17 protein-coding genes are annotated in these 18,985 nt (G+C 46.1%); 7 read left to right on the top strand and 10 right to left on the bottom strand.

Annotation, left to right across the window (positions count from 1 at the left end; genetic code table 11):
* Nucleotides 1-55: 55 nt before the first annotated feature.
* The 8 genes from AKJ31_RS11010 to AKJ31_RS10975 all read right to left on the bottom strand — a co-directional run bounded on the left by AKJ31_RS11010 (nucleotide 56) and on the right by AKJ31_RS10975 (nucleotide 9,131).
* The gene (locus tag AKJ31_RS11010; RefSeq protein ID WP_053409150.1) at nucleotides 56-493 is read right to left on the bottom strand and encodes a hypothetical protein; all 438 of its coding nucleotides are present in this window, start codon (nucleotides 491-493) and stop codon (nucleotides 56-58) included.
* 50 nt (nucleotides 494-543) lie between these two features.
* On the bottom strand, nucleotides 544-966 hold the full coding sequence (locus AKJ31_RS11005; RefSeq protein ID WP_053409149.1) for a MarR family winged helix-turn-helix transcriptional regulator: 423 nt from the start codon (nucleotides 964-966) through the stop codon (nucleotides 544-546).
* Between the two features lie 197 nt (nucleotides 967-1,163).
* Nucleotides 1,164-2,225 (bottom strand): ferric ABC transporter ATP-binding protein, encoded by a 1,062-nt coding sequence (gene fbpC, locus AKJ31_RS11000; RefSeq protein WP_053409148.1) that lies wholly within the window; start codon nucleotides 2,223-2,225, stop codon nucleotides 1,164-1,166.
* Between the two features lie 14 nt (nucleotides 2,226-2,239).
* Complete coding sequence (locus tag AKJ31_RS10995; protein WP_053409147.1) at nucleotides 2,240-4,324, bottom strand: ABC transporter permease; 2,085 nt, start codon at nucleotides 4,322-4,324, stop codon at nucleotides 2,240-2,242.
* Nucleotides 4,325-4,402: 78 nt separating this feature from the next.
* The gene (locus tag AKJ31_RS10990; protein ID WP_053409146.1) at nucleotides 4,403-5,437 is read right to left on the bottom strand and encodes an ABC transporter substrate-binding protein; all 1,035 of its coding nucleotides are present in this window, start codon (nucleotides 5,435-5,437) and stop codon (nucleotides 4,403-4,405) included.
* Between the two features lie 69 nt (nucleotides 5,438-5,506).
* Entirely contained in the window at nucleotides 5,507-6,811 is a 1,305-nt protein-coding gene (gene uhpC / locus AKJ31_RS10985; protein WP_053409145.1) for an MFS transporter family glucose-6-phosphate receptor UhpC, read from the bottom strand.
* A gap of 92 nt (nucleotides 6,812-6,903) precedes the next feature.
* A complete protein-coding gene (locus tag AKJ31_RS10980) occupies nucleotides 6,904-8,475 on the bottom strand; it encodes an MASE1 domain-containing sensor histidine kinase (RefSeq protein WP_083439974.1) in 1,572 nt (523 codons plus the stop codon).
* Between the two features lie 20 nt (nucleotides 8,476-8,495).
* Entirely contained in the window at nucleotides 8,496-9,131 is a 636-nt protein-coding gene (locus tag AKJ31_RS10975; RefSeq protein WP_053409143.1) for a response regulator, read from the bottom strand.
* Nucleotides 9,132-9,288: 157 nt separating this feature from the next.
* Here AKJ31_RS10975 and AKJ31_RS10970 point away from each other — a divergent pair, with 157 nt between their 5' ends.
* The 7 genes from AKJ31_RS10970 to AKJ31_RS10940 all read left to right on the top strand — a co-directional run bounded on the left by AKJ31_RS10970 (nucleotide 9,289) and on the right by AKJ31_RS10940 (nucleotide 17,773).
* Nucleotides 9,289-10,905, top strand: coding sequence for a glutamate synthase-related protein (locus tag AKJ31_RS10970; protein ID WP_083439973.1), 1,617 nt, complete (start codon nucleotides 9,289-9,291; stop codon nucleotides 10,903-10,905).
* A 257-nt stretch (nucleotides 10,906-11,162) separates the two neighbouring features.
* A complete protein-coding gene (locus AKJ31_RS10965; RefSeq protein ID WP_053409141.1) occupies nucleotides 11,163-11,681 on the top strand; it encodes an Hcp family type VI secretion system effector in 519 nt (172 codons plus the stop codon).
* Nucleotides 11,682-11,806: 125 nt separating this feature from the next.
* The gene (locus AKJ31_RS10960; protein ID WP_053409140.1) at nucleotides 11,807-13,849 is read left to right on the top strand and encodes a type VI secretion system Vgr family protein; all 2,043 of its coding nucleotides are present in this window, start codon (nucleotides 11,807-11,809) and stop codon (nucleotides 13,847-13,849) included.
* An 11-nt stretch (nucleotides 13,850-13,860) separates the two neighbouring features.
* On the top strand, nucleotides 13,861-14,637 hold the full coding sequence (locus AKJ31_RS10955; RefSeq protein ID WP_169780629.1) for a DUF4123 domain-containing protein: 777 nt from the start codon (nucleotides 13,861-13,863) through the stop codon (nucleotides 14,635-14,637).
* The gene (locus tag AKJ31_RS10950) at nucleotides 14,634-16,718 is read left to right on the top strand and encodes a T6SS phospholipase effector Tle1-like catalytic domain-containing protein (RefSeq protein ID WP_053409138.1); all 2,085 of its coding nucleotides are present in this window, start codon (nucleotides 14,634-14,636) and stop codon (nucleotides 16,716-16,718) included. Before AKJ31_RS10955 ends, AKJ31_RS10950 begins: the two co-directional genes overlap by 4 nt.
* Complete coding sequence (locus tag AKJ31_RS10945) at nucleotides 16,702-17,460, top strand: DUF2931 family protein (RefSeq protein WP_053409137.1); 759 nt, start codon at nucleotides 16,702-16,704, stop codon at nucleotides 17,458-17,460. The genes AKJ31_RS10950 and AKJ31_RS10945 overlap by 17 nt, the downstream gene beginning before the upstream one ends.
* Nucleotides 17,461-17,488: 28 nt before the next feature.
* Complete coding sequence (locus AKJ31_RS10940) at nucleotides 17,489-17,773, top strand: type VI secretion system PAAR protein (protein WP_053409136.1); 285 nt, start codon at nucleotides 17,489-17,491, stop codon at nucleotides 17,771-17,773.
* 60 nt (nucleotides 17,774-17,833) lie between these two features.
* On the opposite strand, the gene AKJ31_RS10935 is transcribed toward AKJ31_RS10940, so the two are convergent.
* Both AKJ31_RS10935 and AKJ31_RS10930 read right to left on the bottom strand, forming a co-directional pair.
* A complete protein-coding gene (locus AKJ31_RS10935) occupies nucleotides 17,834-18,205 on the bottom strand; it encodes a VOC family protein (protein WP_053409135.1) in 372 nt (123 codons plus the stop codon).
* 64 nt (nucleotides 18,206-18,269) lie between these two features.
* Nucleotides 18,270-18,971: a helix-turn-helix transcriptional regulator gene (locus AKJ31_RS10930; protein WP_053409134.1), complete on the bottom strand. Its 702-nt coding sequence runs from the start codon at nucleotides 18,969-18,971 to the stop codon at nucleotides 18,270-18,272.
* Nucleotides 18,972-18,985 lie beyond the last annotated feature (14 nt).

Below are 18,985 nucleotides of genomic sequence, written 5' to 3'. Positions count from 1 at the left end.
AAATGTAAGCCACTCAAGTATCATTCATTTACTTGTTTATTGAGTGGCTTAGCTTTTATTTACTCAATTTAGGTTTGATTGCTGCAATAGAAACGAGAATGATGATCAACAGTAGATTTAAAGCCCCAAAAATTGCCTCTTGTAGCATAGCGGATTGAAAAATTTCGAAATTATTGTTTAGAGTAGTGCGAGACAAGATAATCGCAGGGTAAATAAAAATGTAAGTATTAAGTGCAATTAGGATAAAACCAATAACTTTAGCCCACATCCAACGTTTCTTAGGGATGCCGCTCATGAGGATGCCTGTTATCCCTGTCATCCACATTGAACTAATCGTCAAGTATGCGGTGCCAGTAGACACCCAATCTCTGTTGAGCCCCATGGCTACAAGGTTATCTTTTGCAATAATCTCTCCGAAAAAAATGTAGGTTGAAATGCTGCCTAAAAAAACAGCAAAACTCAATAAGTGTATAACTTTCAAAATAGATTTCATGATTGCCACTCCATGTGCTTATAGTTAGCGTGCTAACTAATTGAGTAAATTTACTTCGACATGTTTCTTAGTACCACTCGTAAGTACTCCTTTAATTGGTCAGCTTCTTTTTTGCTGAAAGAAAGTAACGCACGTTCGTTAATTGCTTGAGCGATCGGTGGAAGTTCAGCAAACACTTGCTTACCTAAATCGGTTATCAATAGTCTTGATATACGCTGGTCTTGTGCATCTTGTTGTTTAATTACTAGTTTTTTCTCTACTAGCCTCCGTACAATTCCAGACATTGTAGGGCGGTCAAAGTATAAAGAAGAACCAATATCACTTATTGTTTGACCGTTTTTATGAGACAGTCGGGCTAATACTGACCACTGTGCCGGGGTCAGATCGTAGGGACGAAGAGCCGTCTCAAGTGCGTATTTCATTTCTCCTGCTGCTTTGTTAAGCAGGAATCCTAAGCTATCATCAAGTTTCATAAAATAAATGTTAGCGTGCTAACTATATTGAGTCAACTTACTACTGACAATTATTTTATCCCTTTGTTGAAAAAGACTAGCTGGAAGATATGTGACGCACGTGATCGAATCTAGTTAAGTCACAATAGAAACTAAGCCTCTATAAATCTGCAAAAGCGCCAGCGAATGGTGTCACTGGCGCTTTTTCTTTTCTGCGTTTATTGATCTGCTTGGTTCGGCAGTAAGAACACGCCATTAGCATTGATAGTAAGGTAAGCATGGTCCGTGTAGCTAGGGTCGAACTGCGCAGAGTTAAGCTGTAGCAATAGCTCGTGCTGTTGCCATTCAACGACAACTTCGTACATTGAACCCATGTAAGCGGTACTTTTTACTTGGCACCGCTGGCAAGCTTGCCCTTCTTTCGCCAGCAAAATCGCTTCTGGGCGAACCCCAATTTGATAATGACCTGCGGTGATTCCTTCAACATTCTCTTGTGCCGCAGGGATCTGGTAGCCGTGGATGTCGATGGTATTTCCGTCGAAATGGCCTTCAAACATGTTAGCTTCACCCATAAAGTTGGCCATAAACATTGACGCTGGGTGTTTGTATAGCTCAGTTGGGCTACCTTGCTGCATCAGATCACCGTCTTTCATGACTACCACAGTATCGGAAACAGCAAAGGCCTCTGATTGGTCATGAGTCACGTAGAGAGAGGTGATATTAAAGCGCTGCTGCAGGTCGCGGATGGTTTCACGCATATTTCGGCGCAGGTTCGCATCTAGGTTACTCAACGGCTCATCAAACAACAGCACTTTGGGTTTTAGCACCAAGGCGCGAGCCAACGCGACACGTTGCTGCTGGCCACCAGAAATCTGGTCGACGAAACGTTCGCCAAAGCCTTCTAAGTCAACCAGTTTCAGTGCGTCGTCAACACGTTGTTTGATTTCGGCTTTGTCTAAGCCAAGCATCTTGAGCCCGTAGCCTACATTCTCGTGTAACGACATGTGCGGGAAGAGTGCGTACGACTGAAACACCATACAAATATCGCGGTTCTGAATTGAGGTATTGGTGACGTCTTCGCCGTCGATAAATATATGCCCGCTGGTGGGCTTTTCTAGCCCTGCCACCAAACGCAGCACGGTGGTTTTACCGCACCCAGAAGGGCCTAATAAGGTTACCAAACTGCCTTTTTTGATCTCAAGGTCGAGGTTTCCAATAACGGTTTTATCTCCAAAGCGCTTACAGATGTTTTTGAGTACTACAAAGTTTTCAGTTGCCATGAATATTTCTCCAATTACTCTTCATTTTTGGCTTTGGAACGCGAAATGCGCGCTTCACCGACAAGGAAATCAAATATCAAAATGATCGCGAGCATCACCACAATCAGGATTGAGCCGTAAGCGATGGCGATACCGTATTCGCCGTCTTCCACACGATTCAAAATGTAAGATGTTGCAACGCGTGTTTCTGGTGTGACAAGGAAGATGATTGCGCTGACGGTCGTCATGGCACGCACGAAGCTGTACACCAAGGTCGATAAGATCGCAGGGCGCAGCAGCGGCAGCAATATATGGGTGATGGTTTTGAGTGAGTTAGCGCGCAAGCTTAGTGACGCTTCATCCAAGGATTTATCCAACTGACCTAACCCCGCAACCCCCGAGCGAATGCCCACTGGTACGTTTCGCATCACCATGGAAATTACGACTATCGCGGCGGTCCCTGTTAAGTAAACAGGCGCATCGTTGAACGCCAAAATGTACGAAACACCGGCTACCGTGCCAGGAACGGCAAAACAAAGCATGGTTGCAAACTCAATCACTTTTTTACCGTAGAACTGTTGGCGAACAACGATGTACGCGATAAGCAAGCCAAACAGCGCGGTTAACGGTGCGGCGATACCCGCGTAAGTCATGGTAGTGAGTAGAGATGGCCAAGCGCCTTCGCTCATCCCCATACCAAATAGGTTGATGTAGTTAGCGAGTGTTAAGCTGTAGTCCACGCCCCAGTTGACGGTGAAACTACCGTAAATGATGCTGCCGTATAGCAGGATATTAAAGCCGATCCAGAAGTAAAGCAGGGCAGACACGCCGTGTTTGAGTGAACTCGGCAGTGGTTGCACGTCGCCACGGTATGACTTACCCGAAATGGTGACGTAAGAGCGTTTGCCAATCCACAGATACTGCACGACAAAAATCGCCAGCGAGAAGATCAATAACACCGCGCCTAAGGTACTGGCAGATGCATAGTCTAATTGCGCTCCCGCGATGTAAAAGTAAATCTGAGTTGCCAATACGTCAAAGTTACCGCCCAATACCAGCGGGTTACTAAAGTCTGCCAGTGACTGAACGAAGATGATCAGGAAGCTATTCGCTAGCGCGGGTTTGAGTAGCGGCATAACGATTTTAAAAAACGTCTGATAGCGGTTGGCGCGTAGAGTGTAAGACGCTTCTTCCAAAGACGGATGGAGTGACTTTAATGCGCCATCCAGAATCATGAAAGACATCGGAGCAAACGCCAGTACTTGTGCCATCCAAATTCCGGTAAAGCCGTATAGCCAGTTGGTTTGCGTGAGACCAAACCAATCGACCATCAACTCGGTGATGTAGCCCGAGCGACCAAGCATCAGTGTGACACCCAGACCGACGACAAATGGCGGGGTAACAATCGGAAGAATAGAGAAGATACGGGCGATAAAAGCGCTACGTTTGGCAATTCGTGTTGTGTAAATAGCAAACATTAAACCAAAGAAAGTGGCGCCGATACCCACCGAAGTACCGAGTAACACTGAGTTGGTGATGATCTGGATAATTTGCGCGCGGCCAAGGATTTCTAAAAATTGCCACGCGACGAAATTGCCCATTTCGTCTTTAAACATCGGGATAAAGATCGCGATGCTCGGATAAAGGATAAATGTGGTGATGAGTAAAACTATCGCGATGAGCGAGCCAACAACGAAGCTATCGCCACCTAAGTATTCGAGGCGTGAGAACGCCAATGTCATTACCGCACCTAAGACGATGAAAAGCGCGATGGTCGCGTAACCCATCCCTTGCTGTGTGTACCAAGAAGAGATAACGATAAACAGCATGCAGAAAGCCGAATAACCGATATCAAAGTAGTGGCGGTTTTTGGCGTACTTATCTAGTGCTTGGGTAGGGCGAATCAATAACGCGGCAGGTAAAGCAAACCACAGCCATGAGATGTTCATGCTGCTCCAACCCATCGCTTCGCGAAACTCTTCTGGGGTGGACTCAAACAAGCCCCAGTCAAGAGCAAAGGAAGGCAAAAGGACAAAGGCTGCGACCAAGCTTAGCACCCAGTAAAAAATTGGGTCGCGATGAGCAGTACTGGGAAGAGTATGTGCGGCAAGTTTGTTCATGTTAGACACCTAAATATTGCGCGGTGTTGGCAAGCCAACAGTGGACAAGATGGGGCTGACGAAGCAGCCCCAGTTGGACTATTGACCCATTTTGACGACGTTTACCCACTTGTTGATTAGGCGTTTACGCTCGTCTGATGAACCGTACTTGTCCATGTCGTAGTTGATCAGTGTGAGGTCTTCTGGATTCAGCGCGTTAGGCGATTGCTCTGCTTTGGTGTTGGTCAGGATCTGGAATGATTGACCTTCTTTCCATGCGGTCTCTTGACCTTCTTTTGACAGAACAAAGTCGACGAATTTCTTTGCGTTGTCGATGTTACGAGCGCCTTCGATCACGCTCACACCACCGATCTCGTAACCCGTCCCTTCACATGGCGAGATAAGCTCTAACGGCGCCCCTTTTGACTGCTCTAGCGAATAATCGTGTAAGAAACCGATACCGATCGCGATTTCGCCACGCGCCGAGTTGCGAGAAGGTGTCACACCAGATTTGGTGTACTGCGAAACGTTCTTGTCGAGCGCTTTAAAGTAATCAAATGCTTTGTCTTCATCCCATAGCTGGATAAAGGTCGCCAATGCGGTGTATGCCGTGCCTGAGCTTTGAGGGTCAGCGATCTGAATTTCGCCCGCGTATTCAGGTTTGGTTAGGTCACTCCAACAACGAGGAATGGCAACGCCTTTTTCAGCTAGGCGTTCTGTGTTCACGCCAAAACCTAAAATACCCATGTAAACGGCAGAAGAATAGTTGCCTTTGCGTTTCGCCGGATCGCGGAAGTCAGGCATGATGTTGTCGAGTTCAGGAGAGGTGTAGGCTTGCAATAAGTTCATTTCGCCAGCCTGAGATTGAGGGTCCAATGTGCCGCCATACCACACGTCAGCACGAGGGTTTTTCTTTTCCGCTTCGATTTTAGCCAGTGTACTGCCTGAGCCGTTACGCACAAAAGAAGTCTTAACGTCGTACTTCTCAGAGAACGCTTTGGTTGCCGCCTCACACATCGCGTTAGTCGCACTACAGTAGACAACTAGTCTGCCTTCTGCCATCGCCTGTGGAGCCGCAAGTGCTGAACCGAGAATGCATGCAGCAAGCAGCGAGCGTTTTGTTCTAACTTTCATTGTTGTTTCCTCTTGTTGTTTCCAACGTGTAGGGTTGGAGTAGTTACTCAACGAGAGGAGTCTTAATAATTAAGTGACAGCGATCCCTGCTCGTTGTTGTGCTTTGATGAAAGGTAGAATCAGTAAGCCAATCGACGCTGAGCACAGCGTAATTACTCCGAAAAAACCTTCCCAGCTAAACTGTTCAATCAATACTGCTAATGGGTAGCCCGCTAAGGCGGCGCCGAGGTAGGCAAACAAACCGACAAATCCCGTTGCGGTGCCTGCGGCATCTTTGTGTGAGCACTCCGCGGCTGCCATACCAATCATCATTTGTGGACCAAAAACAAAAAATCCGACCGCAAAGAAACACCCAGAAAGCACAACGACATTATCAAGTGGCGTCAGCCACAACGCGGCGACTGAAATAAAAATGCCCAGTGCAAAAATCAGGTTCATTGGGGCGCGGTTGCCTCGGAAAAACTTATCCGAACCCCACCCTCCAAACAGTGAGCCAAGAAACCCGCCCACTTCAAACATCGAGACCGCCGTATTTGCGGTGATAAGCTCATAACCGTGGCGTTCGATAAGGTACAGATTTCCCCAATCGTTAAGCGCGATTCGCACTACATAAACCAGCAAGTACGAGCTGCAAAGCAGCCAGATGTATTTATTTCCTAGCACGTATGTTCGCACTATGTGGCCAAACGGTAGCCCCTTACCTTCAGCCTCGTGTTGTTTCTCTAGCGGGTCATTGCGCCATTCGCCGACAGTAGGTAAACCAAGCGTTTGTGGCTTATCCTGCAAGCGGAAACACAGCACTGTTCCGACGACTATTGCCAGTACACCCGGCAGGATGAACCCATAACGCCAGCCCCATGACACCGCGATTAGTCCAATCGAGACTGGAATTAATGCGCCGCTTAAGTTGTGGCAAGTGTTCCAAACCGACCACCAAAACCCACGCTCTGAGCGCGAATACCAACTGGTCAATAACTTGGCACAGGGCGGCCATCCCCAACCCTGAAAAAACGCGTTCAAGGTCCATAAGACTGCAAATGCGGTTAACGATGAGCTCATGCCAAACAGAATGTTGACCACGCCAGTGGCGATGAGACCTAATCCCATAAAGTAACTGGGCTTAGCTTGGTCACTTACCATGCCTGAGAGAAACTTCGACGCGCCGTATGTGATGTAAAAAAGCGTTCCTAATACACCAAAATCCGCGGTACTCAATTCAAGGCTCGACAACATTTCTGGCATTGAAAAATTGAGACTTTTTCTGGTGAAGTAGAAAACACCGTAGCCGACGTACATGGCTGCCATCAGATGAAGACGCCAGTAGCGGTAGCTTTCGTCAACCTGACTGGAATCTGGTGCAGCTGCTAACCTCATCACTTCTCCTTAAGCTCTGAATTAAATGGTATTGGTTATGGGGTTGAAATGAATAAGACGGATTTATAAATGACTAGGAAAAATTCCTAGTTTTAATCAGATGTGTTGGGTTTTGTGGGCAAGTTAACAGTTGTGCGACAACCAAATTCGTCACTTTGGATGTGGAGTTGTCCGCCAAGCGCGCTAACCCGCTCTTCGATCCCTTTAATGCCTTGACCTTTATGACGCCAGTTTGTTGGCATGCCTACGCCATTGTCACGCAGCTCCAAACTGAACTGATTGCCGGGAATGAGAGTCAACTGAACTTCGGTTGCGTTGGCGTGTTTGCAAACGTTGTTGAGCAGCTCTTGTACGATTCGGTATAGGGTAACTGCGGTCACTTCATCAAGTTTCTCTGCCGAGATACCAAAGTTGAGTTGAAAATGTATGTGACGCTCGCTAAAACGCATTTCAGAAACCAGCTGTCTGATAGCGGCTTCTAAGCCCATTTCATCCAGAGCTTGCGGGCGCAGCTGTTTGAGCAGTTGGCGGGTTGAAGAGTGGATGCGCATCGCCAATTCGTTGGTGGTATCCGCGATCTTTTCAGCGTCGCTGGTGGTCGCCAATCTTTTTGCCAGCATGGATTGAATCTGGATGGCGGTAATGTTCTGGCCGATCTCATCGTGCAACTCGCGCGCGACGGACTTACGTATCTCTTCTTCAATATGCACCAACTGTCGAGCGAGCTTTTTCTTGAACGTCAGCTGTTTTTCTAGGTCTTGGTTTGCTTGCTGCAATTGCTGAGAAAGTAAGTATTGGCGGCTGATAGCGATACCCAGACCCAATCCGATGATCGCTTGAGTCGCTACAAAGCTCTGCAACTCTAGAGCAGTATCGAAGGAACCAGTCACTTGCCGCGCAGTCGCGAGCAGAATACTGTTCATCACACTTGCCATCACGCCACCTTGCCAGCCGTATCGATACGCCATAAAGACATTGGGAAGTAAGAACAGCAAAAGTGCTAACGGTTTGATTTCATCGAGTAAGGTGAGTTCAGCAATCAGGCCGATACTAAAAAATACTAAGCACCATATTAGTGCTGAGCTGCGCAGCGTGACTTCTTGGTGAATCAGTTCAGGACTCAGTGGCTGCCAAATCTGGCGATGAAGATAGTCATAAAGTAGATAAAAAAACGGAACGAGGAGGATGCCGCCGGTGAATACGGACACCGTGCCTTCTAGAACATAGTTAAACCCAAGTCCGAGTGGTTTTGCCAATAGCAGAAGCGCCAACCCACACGCAAGAGAATAGCAAAGTGCGAGCGCACACAAGCCCAACAGTCGCTTCCAATAGACGTTCAACTGACTCCAAATCGGTTGGAATACAATGGCTAAGCCGTGACCGAAAATGGAAAATAGCAACAACAAATAGGAGAGGTTTGACTCTCCGAGTAGTGGCGTCAGCAGAATGATCAGCCCCATTTCGCCAAGCGTAAACGTCAACCACAGCGGCCGTGAGCTCAGCGCATAAGCCGCCAGTTTTAATCCGGAAGGCAGAAACAGCGCCGCTAAGATTAAATCTGATGAGAAATAACGGCTTATGTTCCAAAGCGCGAACCAACTGATAACAAAAAGAACCAATGAAAATGCGTAAGTAAATCCTTGGGAAAGGATCTGACGTGGCATCGATTGTTCCGTTATTTCTCTCATACTGGTTCGTCGTTGAGTAGCTTATGGTGCAACGCGAAGCGAATCAGGTCGACGTTGTTCGCGACATTGAGTTTGCTGAGAATGTTCGATCGATGGACGTGAATCGTTTTGTGGCTGATACAAAGTTCAGCGCCGATTTCTTTGGCGTCTTTGCCTCGAATTAAGTAGTCGAAGACTTCACGCTCTCGCTTAGTGAGCTCTTGCAGCACGTGTGTTTCGACCGATGCGTTGCTCAAGTTCACTAAAGCGTCGGCACACAAGTAGCGGTTGCCTTCTGCGACAGTTCTAATCGCGGTGACCAACTCACCTGGTCCGCATCGTTTGGACAAATAACCGCATGCGCCCGCCTCAATGGCTTTACTGACAAATGAAGCCGAGTCATAAATGCTCAAGATGATCGCTTTGAAGTTAGGCTGGCACTGCCGCAGTTTTTCTAACAGCACTAAGCCGCTTTCGTCTGGCATCGAGATGTCGATCACGGCAACATCAATATTGGATACTGACAACACGCGGTAAGCCTCTTTGGCATTACTGAATTCGCTATGGATGTGAATATCAGGCTCAACAGAGAGCAGTTGAACAAAACCCGACCGCACGACGATGTGGTCGTCGACCAGCGCGACAGAAATCATATTGGCAACCTACAATTCATTCGAAGATATTTATAAAAATTATTAGTGTGATAAGCAGAATACATAAAATGGCCAAACAGATGTGATAGCCGTCGCTCAATTTACAGCAATCACTATCTGAAATGAGACAGTCTTAGTAGTGGGTTTGCGATGACTCATGCTTTCACCTTTACTGATTAGTAACCCTTTCAATATTAAAAGTAACAATAAAAAGGAAGCGTGGACTATGAGCAAACCTGTGATAGCAGCGAACAAACCGATTAAGGTGGAGCAAACACAAGGGCAGGAATACTATTTTTGTATGTGTGGACGCTCTGGGAACCAACCATACTGCGATGGTTCACATGCTGGGACTGATTTTAAACCGAAACGTTTTGTTGCCAATGAGAGTGGAGAGGCGTATCTGTGTCGCTGTAAACATACGAAAAATCCACCGTATTGTGACGGTACACACAAACAGTTCTCAGATGACCAAGTCGGCCAGGAAGGTCCCGGCGTACAAATTCAATCATCTGATAATTCACCGAAAGCCTCGGCGACGAAAGAAGAGCCGACCGTAGAGTTTATTCACCAACTCGCTCGAGAAGGGCTGTCAAAATTAGGCCATCACGGTCCGATGACTGCGATGGGCGTACCTAGGCATTTGCTACCACATTGGGATGATATCCAAATCATGGTGGCGCAGATGGCAACGCAGCCGTTACAAGAAGATGTCGTGGTCAATACAGAACTCATCATAGGTCCAAAAGCGAAAAGGCCGCTGAAACTCAGCATTCCATTGTTTGTTTCAGACATGAGTTTTGGCTCGTTGTCGGAAGAAGCAAAAGTGGCGTTAGCGAAAGGGGCAGAACTGGCGGGGACGGGAATATGTTCTGGTGAAGGCGGAATGTTACCGGAAGAGCAGGCAGCGAACTCTCGGTATTTTTATGAGCTGGCGAGCGCAAAATTTGGTTACGACGAAGCGAAGCTTAAGCAGGTTCAGGCATTCCATTTTAAAGGCGGTCAGGGGGCGAAAACGGGAACAGGCGGGCATCTACCGGGAGCCAAAAATATAGGTAAGATAGCCCAAGTTCGTGGGATTGAAGCTGGCACTCCGGCTATCTCGCCACCGACATTCAAAGACCTGCATACGGTGGAAGATTTCAAGCAGTTTGCCGATCGTGTGCGTGAAGTTACGGGCGGTATTCCCATCGGATTCAAATTAAGTGCTAATCATATCGAACAAGACATTCAGTTCGCGGTTGATGCCAGCGCCGATTACATCATTCTCGATGGTCGTGGTGGTGGCACGGGCGCGGCGCCTGAAATGTTCAGAGACCATATCAGTGTACCGACTATTCCAGCGCTTGCTAGAGCCAGAGCTTACTTAGATAAAATAGGCGCCAGCGGAAGAGTCACGTTAATCATCACAGGTGGACTACGCGTTCCTACAGACTTTATCAAAGCTATGGCGCTTGGTGCAGACGGGGTCGCGATTGCAAACAGCGCGATGCAGTCGATTGGTTGTGTGGCCGCGAGAATGTGTAACACCAATAATTGTCCGGCAGGTATCGCGACTCAGAAAGAAGACTTACGACAACGATTAAATGTGGAGAAATCCGCCAACCAGTTGAAGAACTTTTTTGAAGCGTCCACCGAGTTAATGCAAGTGATGGCGAGAGCCTGCGGTCACGATGCATTAAGTCAGTTTAATCATAATGATCTTGCGACGTGGAACAGAGAAATGGCGCACCTATCGGGAATTCGATATTCGGGATTGATAAACAAGGATTAACCATCACCCACTTTCGATCTATTAATCCAGCGGGCGCGATAAGTCCGCTGCCTTACTGATGCTTCCCCAGAAAAATGAGATCTTGCTTCGGGCGATTTCTTGCTCGCTCGGGCGGGTTCTTGCTCGTTTTGAGCAATTGGTTGCTCATGGTAAAAATGGAAAATATTTAATTAATTGATTTTTAAGATTATTTTTCCTGGCATGACTTTTGATTTAGCTAGTTCGCATTTACTGAACTTAATTCAAAAGGAATAGCTATGCCAACTCCATGTTATATCTCTATCAACGGTGAAACTCAGGGTCTTATCACGGCAGGTGCGTGTACTGCAGATTCAATCGGTGATTCATACGTTGAAGGTCACGAAGACGAAATGCTGGTTCAACAGTTTGACCACAGCGTAACCGTACCAACGGATCCACAATCTGGCCAACCTTCTGGCCAACGCGTCCACAAAGCGTTCAAGTTCACCGTGTGCCTAAATAAAGCTGTGCCACTGCTTTACAACGCATTGGCGTCAGGCGAGAAGATGAGCGAAGTAAAACTTAAATGGTACCGCACATCGATTGAAGGTAAACAAGAAAACTTCTTTACTACCACGCTAGAAAACGCATCGATCATCGACATTCAATGTGAAATGCCACACTGCCAAGACCCATCAAAGTCAGACTTCACGCAAAACCTAACGGTGGCGATGTCTTACCGTAAGATCACTTGGGATCACGTCAATGCTGGCACATCGGGTGCAGACGATTGGCGCAAGCCGATTGAAGCGTAAGCTCGTATCGTATATCAGCCACTTGAGCTTTGTTACAAAGTTCAAGTGGCTTTGCCTTAACCAAAGCAGAGTAACACTAGTCTGCTTTGGTTAAGGCGTTTGACGTTAGCCGTAAGGGAAATTAAATGACGACATTGCACTATACACTGAAAGTTGAAGGTTTAGACGACGATAGCTTAGTGGTGAGAAGCTTTGAAGGTCGGGAAACACTGTCCGATGACAACTTCCTGGCTCAGGCTATCGTTGGTTTTCGTTATGACATTAACCTAGCAAGTCGTCGTACGGATTTGTCGCCAGAGCAAATGGTTGATATGTCCGCCGAATTGAAGATCTACCGAAACGGTGAGCTATCGCAGCGCGTAAACGGAATAATCAGACAGTTCACTCAAGGCGATATTGGGCACAACCATACGTTTTACTCGTTAACATTAGTCCCGGCGTTAGAGCGCCTCTCTCTTCGTCACAACAGCCGTATTTTTCAGCGTCAAAGCGTCAGTGAGATCATTTCCATCCTGTTATTGGAAATGGGAGTGCAACACTATGCGTTTTCGCTTACTCGTGACTTACCTAGTCGCGAGTTTTGCGTTCAATATCGAGAAACCGATTTGGGATTTTTGCAGCGTTTGGCGGCAGAAGAAGGGTTAGTTTACAGTTTTGAACACCTTGAAGGTCAACATACTCTGATCTTCAGTGACAGTTCAGAAGTGTTACCCAAGTTAGAAGAACCAATCCTGTATAACGATACGTCTGGTGGGGCGATGGATACACCATTCATCGCTAACTTAGAGAGGCATACTCGCTCAGAAAACTCTGAAGTATCACTGAAAGACTACAGTTTTAAGAAACCCGACTACAGTTTTTCGCAAACCCAGCAGGGAGCCGATATGGCGTATCAGCGAGAAGGCTACCAGCATTTTGACGCGCCTGGGCGATACAAAGACGATGAGAGTGGTAAAGCGATAAGTCGAGTGCGACTAGGTTATTTACGTCGTAATGCCTGCACTGCAACCGGGCAGAGTAACCATACGTTGCTTCGTCCCGGTTACCGGTTTTCGTTGCAAGACCACCTTTTACCCGAGATGAACCGTGACTGGTTAGTCGTGACTGTCATCTGCCGAGGTGAACAACCACAGGCGCTGGAAGAGGATGGTGGTGAAGGGGAAACAACATACAGCAATCAATTTAAAGTGATTCCTGATACTCAGACTTGGCAAGCGACACCGCAACCCAAACCTTTAGTCGATGGACCTATGATCGCTATTGTTGTTGGGCCAGAAGGTGAAGGAATCTACTGTGATGAACATGGACGGGTAAAAGTTCATTTCTATTGGGATAGGTATTCTTCTGCAAATGAGTTGAGCTCTTGTTGGGTTCGTGTTTCTCAAGGTTGGGCGGGGAGTGAATATGGCATGCTCGCGATCCCTCGTATTGGCCATGAAGTGATTGTTGAGTTCCTCAACGGTGACCCAGACCAACCCATTATTACTGGTCGCACTTACCACGCCACCAATACATCTCCCTACCCATTGCCTGAGAGCAAAACGAAGACCGTATGGCGCAGTGAGACTCATCAGGGACAAGGGTTTAACGAACTGAGTTTTGAAGATCAGGCGGAAGCAGAAAAAATCTATCTACATGCACAGAAAGATTATGTCTCGGATGTGCTTAACGATCACACCACTCAGGTTAAACACGACAAACACTTGAGTGTAGATAACGACCGTTTCGAACACATTAAAAATGATCAGCACCTTACTGTTAGTGGCGAGAGTCGTAGCAAAGTTACGAAAGACCAGACGCTGATAGTCGATGGCAGTGTTCACACCAAAATGGGCAACACTTGGGTCAGTGAAGCTGGACGCGAAGTACACGTTAAAGCGGGCCAAAAAGTAGTGATAGAAGCCGGCTCTGAACTGACAGTTAAAGCGGGTGGAAGCTTTGTTAAAGTGGATGCATCGGGTGTCAGTATTGTCGGGGCCGCTGTCAACTTGAATTCAGGCGGTAGCCCAGGCAAGGGTAGTGGCTATGCAGGTCAAACCGCCTCGCTGCCAAATGGTGTTGAGGCAATTGCGCCGCCAGCCGAAGCGAAAACGATCAACTATCAAGCACTGTTGAAAGCTGAGAAAATGAATGTGCCAGCGGTCAAAACTTGTCCATTGCAGCAATGAGAGGCATGAGCATGAAAGCGTGGATCGCAGAGCAATCTGAACCAGTGTATTGGTTAGCGACGGCTAATTCGTACCAAGATGCAATTAATGGCATTCCCTCTCTAAACAACGCAACCCCTTTGTTTACAGGTGACATGTACGCGCAAGTGATGTCACTTTCTCCTTGGATTGTGGCTCCTGAGTCGCTGCTTGATATCGATGATTCGATTCTAACTTGCGGGATTTGTATTACTTCAAATTCAGGGCTAGAGGATGTTCTCGCCCACTTGCGTAGCCTGTTAACTGCCGGGCTATTTGGAGAAGAAGTATTGTTCCGCTTCTATGATCCCAAAGTTATCTTCCCAATGTTTGAGCGTATGGGCACTGCGGAGCGCAATACTTTTATGGGAAACACTTCTAGCTGGACGCACTTTAATAACGATAAGGCTTTGAGCTATTCGTCGCTTCCAAATCCCGATTTTAAAATCTCAACGTCGGCTTGGTGGGTGATCAAGGAATCGCATCTTACCGAGCCTGAAAACGTCGATGTATTGGCTAAGAACTTAGAGCGCAGATTTTGGGAAAAACTGCCAGATGTCATGAACGTTGTCGACTCTCCCTTAGACGCAATTACAGCGACTCTTATCGACAGCAAAGAGCAAGGATTTGGTGGCGATGAGGCTCAGTTTAGAGCCTTGGCTCTGATAGTTCATCAAGGACAAGGAATAACAGAAGATGCGGCACGGGCGTTGTTACTGTCTTCTGAAGAGGAACAGAGGCTTAAGAACTTTATGAAGGAGTATGTATGAGGGCGCTCGGTGTCGATTCGCATTGTATTGTCTGTGAAAAATATACCCATTGGATAGAGATTGTTGTTCGTGATGAGCATAATCAAGCGTTCCCAGACATCTCAGGTACTTTGATTGACGGAAGTGGAGCTGAATATCCAGTTACCGTTGGCGAAGCTCCAATCCTTCTGACCGATTTAGCGCCAGGAAGAGTTGAGTTGAAGCTGGAGGTGACATCTTGGCTTGAAGAAACAGAAAAGAGAACACCGTTTGAAGGCAGTGACTGTCCGGTGGATCTATGGCTAACAGATAACCCGCTGGGCCACGAATCCAAGGAAAGAACTCGCCATGATCTAACTCTAGGCGATTTCATTACTGCAGAAGAAGGGAAGGACTTACCTAAACGCCATCAAGCACAACAATTAGGTGCGGCCAAACTGGTTACAGATAACAGCCATCTTGTCACGATTCAAGGGTGTCGATATATAACGCTTCGTTTAGGGATGTTTTTTGATGGTACCGCCAATAACACCTACAGTGCCAAGTGGGGTAAACAACAACTTGAAGCACGATACAATTCTTGGAAAGCGTCGTACCAAGCATCGAAAAGCATTTTAGAATCTAGGGGTGAAGCGGTTAACGAAGTGCCTGCCACCGAACTCATCGACTCATGCTTTGATTTTGGCGATGTGACTGGAAGTGCTGCAAACGAACTGACCAATATTCAAAAACTCTATGATTTATACGCGACAAATACATTTGATGATTCAAAATCGGTGTTCCATCATGCTCAATATGTCACAGGCATAGGTACGGGTAATAGTACTGATATCGCACCTGCGGACGAAGATGAAATACCTGGCCAAGCTTTTGGGTTAGGCAAATATGGTGTGGTAGCGAAAGTTGAAACGGGTATAGCTCAGGTATGTAAAGAATTGGATGACATAATCCTCTCGATAGAAGAGCAGTTGCCTATTGATGGATTTAGTAAATTGGAGTTTGATGTTTTTGGCTTTAGCCGTGGTGCAGCCGCAGCTAGGCATTTTGTAAACGTTGTATTAGATGGGGAAAAGAGCCTATTTGCTGAACGGTTCATTGAGTCGAGCAATTACAGGAATATAGCTTTTACAAGAAATTTCGACTGGAGCGATAATAAGAATTGCGAAGTATCATTTGTTGGTGTGTTTGACACGGTCGCGGCAATAATGAATCCACTGGCATTCGATGTGTCATTACATAATGATGACAATGATCCAGTACGACTATGGTTGGATCCCAAAAGAGTACGAAAAGCAGTTCACTTGGTTGCGCATGAGAATACCGAGTATCGAGTTAATTTTACCTTAAATAAGCTTAATAGAGCGTCGCATTTTGATGAGTTAGTATTGCCTGGAGCACATTCAGATTTAGGCGGTGGGTATCATTCTAGAGTTGCATATCCACAAAATGACTATTGGTTACCACTATTGGAAAATCAGCGAATTAGGAAGGTGTGGGATAGAGACCTACCAACTTTTGGCAAGCAACGACGTATCGATGTATTGAAGCAAAAGTTGGACGTGGTGAAACAACAAGAATTGGCCCATGGCTGGAATGAAAACAACTATCTTGTAACCGAGCCAAAGATAACTCGATCAGGCAGAGACAAAGAGTCAGCGAGTATGGAGCTTATTTATCGGGCCTACACGGAAGGAGACTTATCGCGTCTCTATCTACGTGTGATGTATGGTTTGGCTGAGTTTTCTGGTGTTCCCTTAAGTGATATGGAAAGTGGTAGACTAGTGTGGGACTGTACGTCGAGTACATTTGATGCGCATCTTAACTATCCTGTACAAGATAAGCTTAAAGATCCTAAGTCAGGAAATGACTTTCTTTTTGGAAAGTTATGTAAGCAAGTACTGGAGCTTGCCAAAAATGGGGATAAGGAAAAGATAAAATTATTATTGGGGTCAGATGCTCAAAGGTATAACTTTATGAATTTGGGGCTAGTTCACCATTCATCGGATGAAGATCTTAACTATGGTCTTTTTAAAGGTAACGCATCTAACATAGTTGACGACCATTACAAACGTAAGGAGCACGAGTGTGAAAAGGAGTTATAGAGCTGTATTAATTCTATTGGCATTGGTCAGCACTATTTCATGCGCTCAGCAAATTAACCCAGAGGATGATAACTTTCGACCTTGGAGGATAGGGGTTGCTATACCTTGGACGTATGTATCAGGAGTATCGCAAGCCTACGGTATTAGTGAAGCTGAAAACTGGACTAGTATGATGTTGCCATACGGTCAGTTGGTTCTTAGTGAAAGTCGAAGAGATATAAATAAAATTAGACATAGCTTAAACGACAAGAGCTACGAAGGTTATGGAATACCTCTAGGGCCATCAAATTTCATCCCTAATCAAGTGGGTACTGGAAAAAAAACATTACCAGATGAGTTATATATATATTGGAACTCGGACTTTACACATACGAGTTATGCGACTGTGGTTAAAGTTACTCCTCAGATCAAGTCTGCAATGATAAAGGCGTACCCTCATCCAAGTTGGAGGTTTAAAGGACAGAACTGTTATCAGACTGATTTTGTCTTTGGTCTATTACCTAACGGTAAGACAAAGTTATGGTTAAAAGGGTGCCAGATTTACACGTATGTTGGGGAGTTTGAGCCTACTAAAGCCGTACCAAGTTCTGGAAGTTGGTCTAAAGATACTTCTTCTTCTTACTACTCAGCGAAAAAAGAAAGGCTAAAGATAGAACCTATCCCTTGGGATAAAGTCAATCAAGTTTGGTATGACAAAGAAAAGTACACAATGCAAAACATCGATGATGTTGTAAAACTCTAACTCGATAATTGTTATTAAGGAGCGAACTATGCCTAAAGGTGCGTTACTCGGAGATATTGGGTCGGATCACGATGGTTTTCCACCAACGCCGATCATTGCAGGTTCTCCAACCGTAAAAATTGACGGAAAACCTGTGGCAAGAAAAGGTGATCCACTTGCCCCACACGATAAGCCGAAAAATCCGATGCATCCACGTGCAATCAAAGAAGGATCGAGCTCAGTGAAAATTGATGGCCTACCTGCTGCTAGAGTGGGCGACGCAGTCTCTTGTGGCGGTATGATCATTGGTGGTTGTTCAGTGAATATTGGGTGAGTGTTTAAGTTCACCCAATCTCCAGCTTGTTCTAGTAGTAAACGCTAGAACATACATTACTTATTCAGATTTAGGCGCAAACACTCGAATTCGGTGCTCGTCTGGGTCTAGAGCTACAAATGTTTTACCGAAAACCAGCTCTGTTGGTTGCTGAGAAAAGCGTACTTCTTTGCTTTTCCACTCTTGATAGAGTTCATCCAGTTCGATTTCGTTTTCAACGATTAAAGATAGTTCAGTTCCGCCGCCACTCTTATTCGCTGGTGGTACTGCTTGGTCAAGCTGCTTTAAACCAAGGCTAAGATTGGAAAGTAATGGAATAAATATAAAAGTTGGCGACAGCACGTTACTTTTAGCATCGAAAACCTTGGCATAAAAGCTTTTGCTCGCCTCAATATCTTCAACGTAAAACACAACAGACTCAAACGCTAACATAGACACTCCTTAGTAATTGGTTATGGTTCATTGCCAATGTAACGGAGGGCACTGTCAGTTTTTGTCAGTAGCGTATGTCCTTATCACTAACGCCCTGTTCTTGCTGCCATTGTTTGATTAAGAACCTTCGGTTAACAGAGTAACTGTTTTCACAGCTATGCCATTGCTCTATTCGGTCAAGCCTGAAATGGCGGAACGCGTCTTTGTTTTCGCACCAAGCAACCAATACGCGATGTTGTTGAAACAAGCCGACTAAAAGTGGCCATATCACTCGCTCGCTGCGGTTATTTTTCAAATCTAGATATTGAATTTTAGCTCTTTTTTGTTGCTTGATAGCATGTCTGATTTCGGTGAGTCGTCCGTTTTTAACCACTTCTCCCTGAACTGAAGCCACTCTAATTACATCTTCGCTGAACTTTGCTTTGTGGTCAGTAGGTAACACCGCTGATATTTTCGCTATCGCATTCTTAGCCGCGTTTTCAAATTCGTTGTCACCTTGTTTGGCTATCCAACTCGCGCCTAACAATAACGCTTCTAACTCCGAGGTGGAAAACATCAGCGGAGGCAGAGTGAATGTTGGTTTTAATATATATCCGACTCCCGCCTCACCTTGAATATCTGCGCCTTGAGCCCGCAAGGTTGCGATATCTCGATAGATAGTACGAACGCTGACATTCAGTGTATCCGCCAAATGCTCTGCCGAAACAGGGTACTTATGGCATCGAAATAACTGAAGAAGATCAAAGAGTCGTTGGCTTCGAGACATAGTTGTGAGGTTCT

Source organism: Vibrio hepatarius, assembly GCF_001274785.1.
In the GTDB taxonomy this organism is placed as follows: domain Bacteria; phylum Pseudomonadota; class Gammaproteobacteria; order Enterobacterales; family Vibrionaceae; genus Vibrio; species Vibrio hepatarius.
The sequence above is the reverse complement of the archived record's forward strand: the minus strand, read 5'-3'. Positions and strand labels throughout refer to the sequence as shown.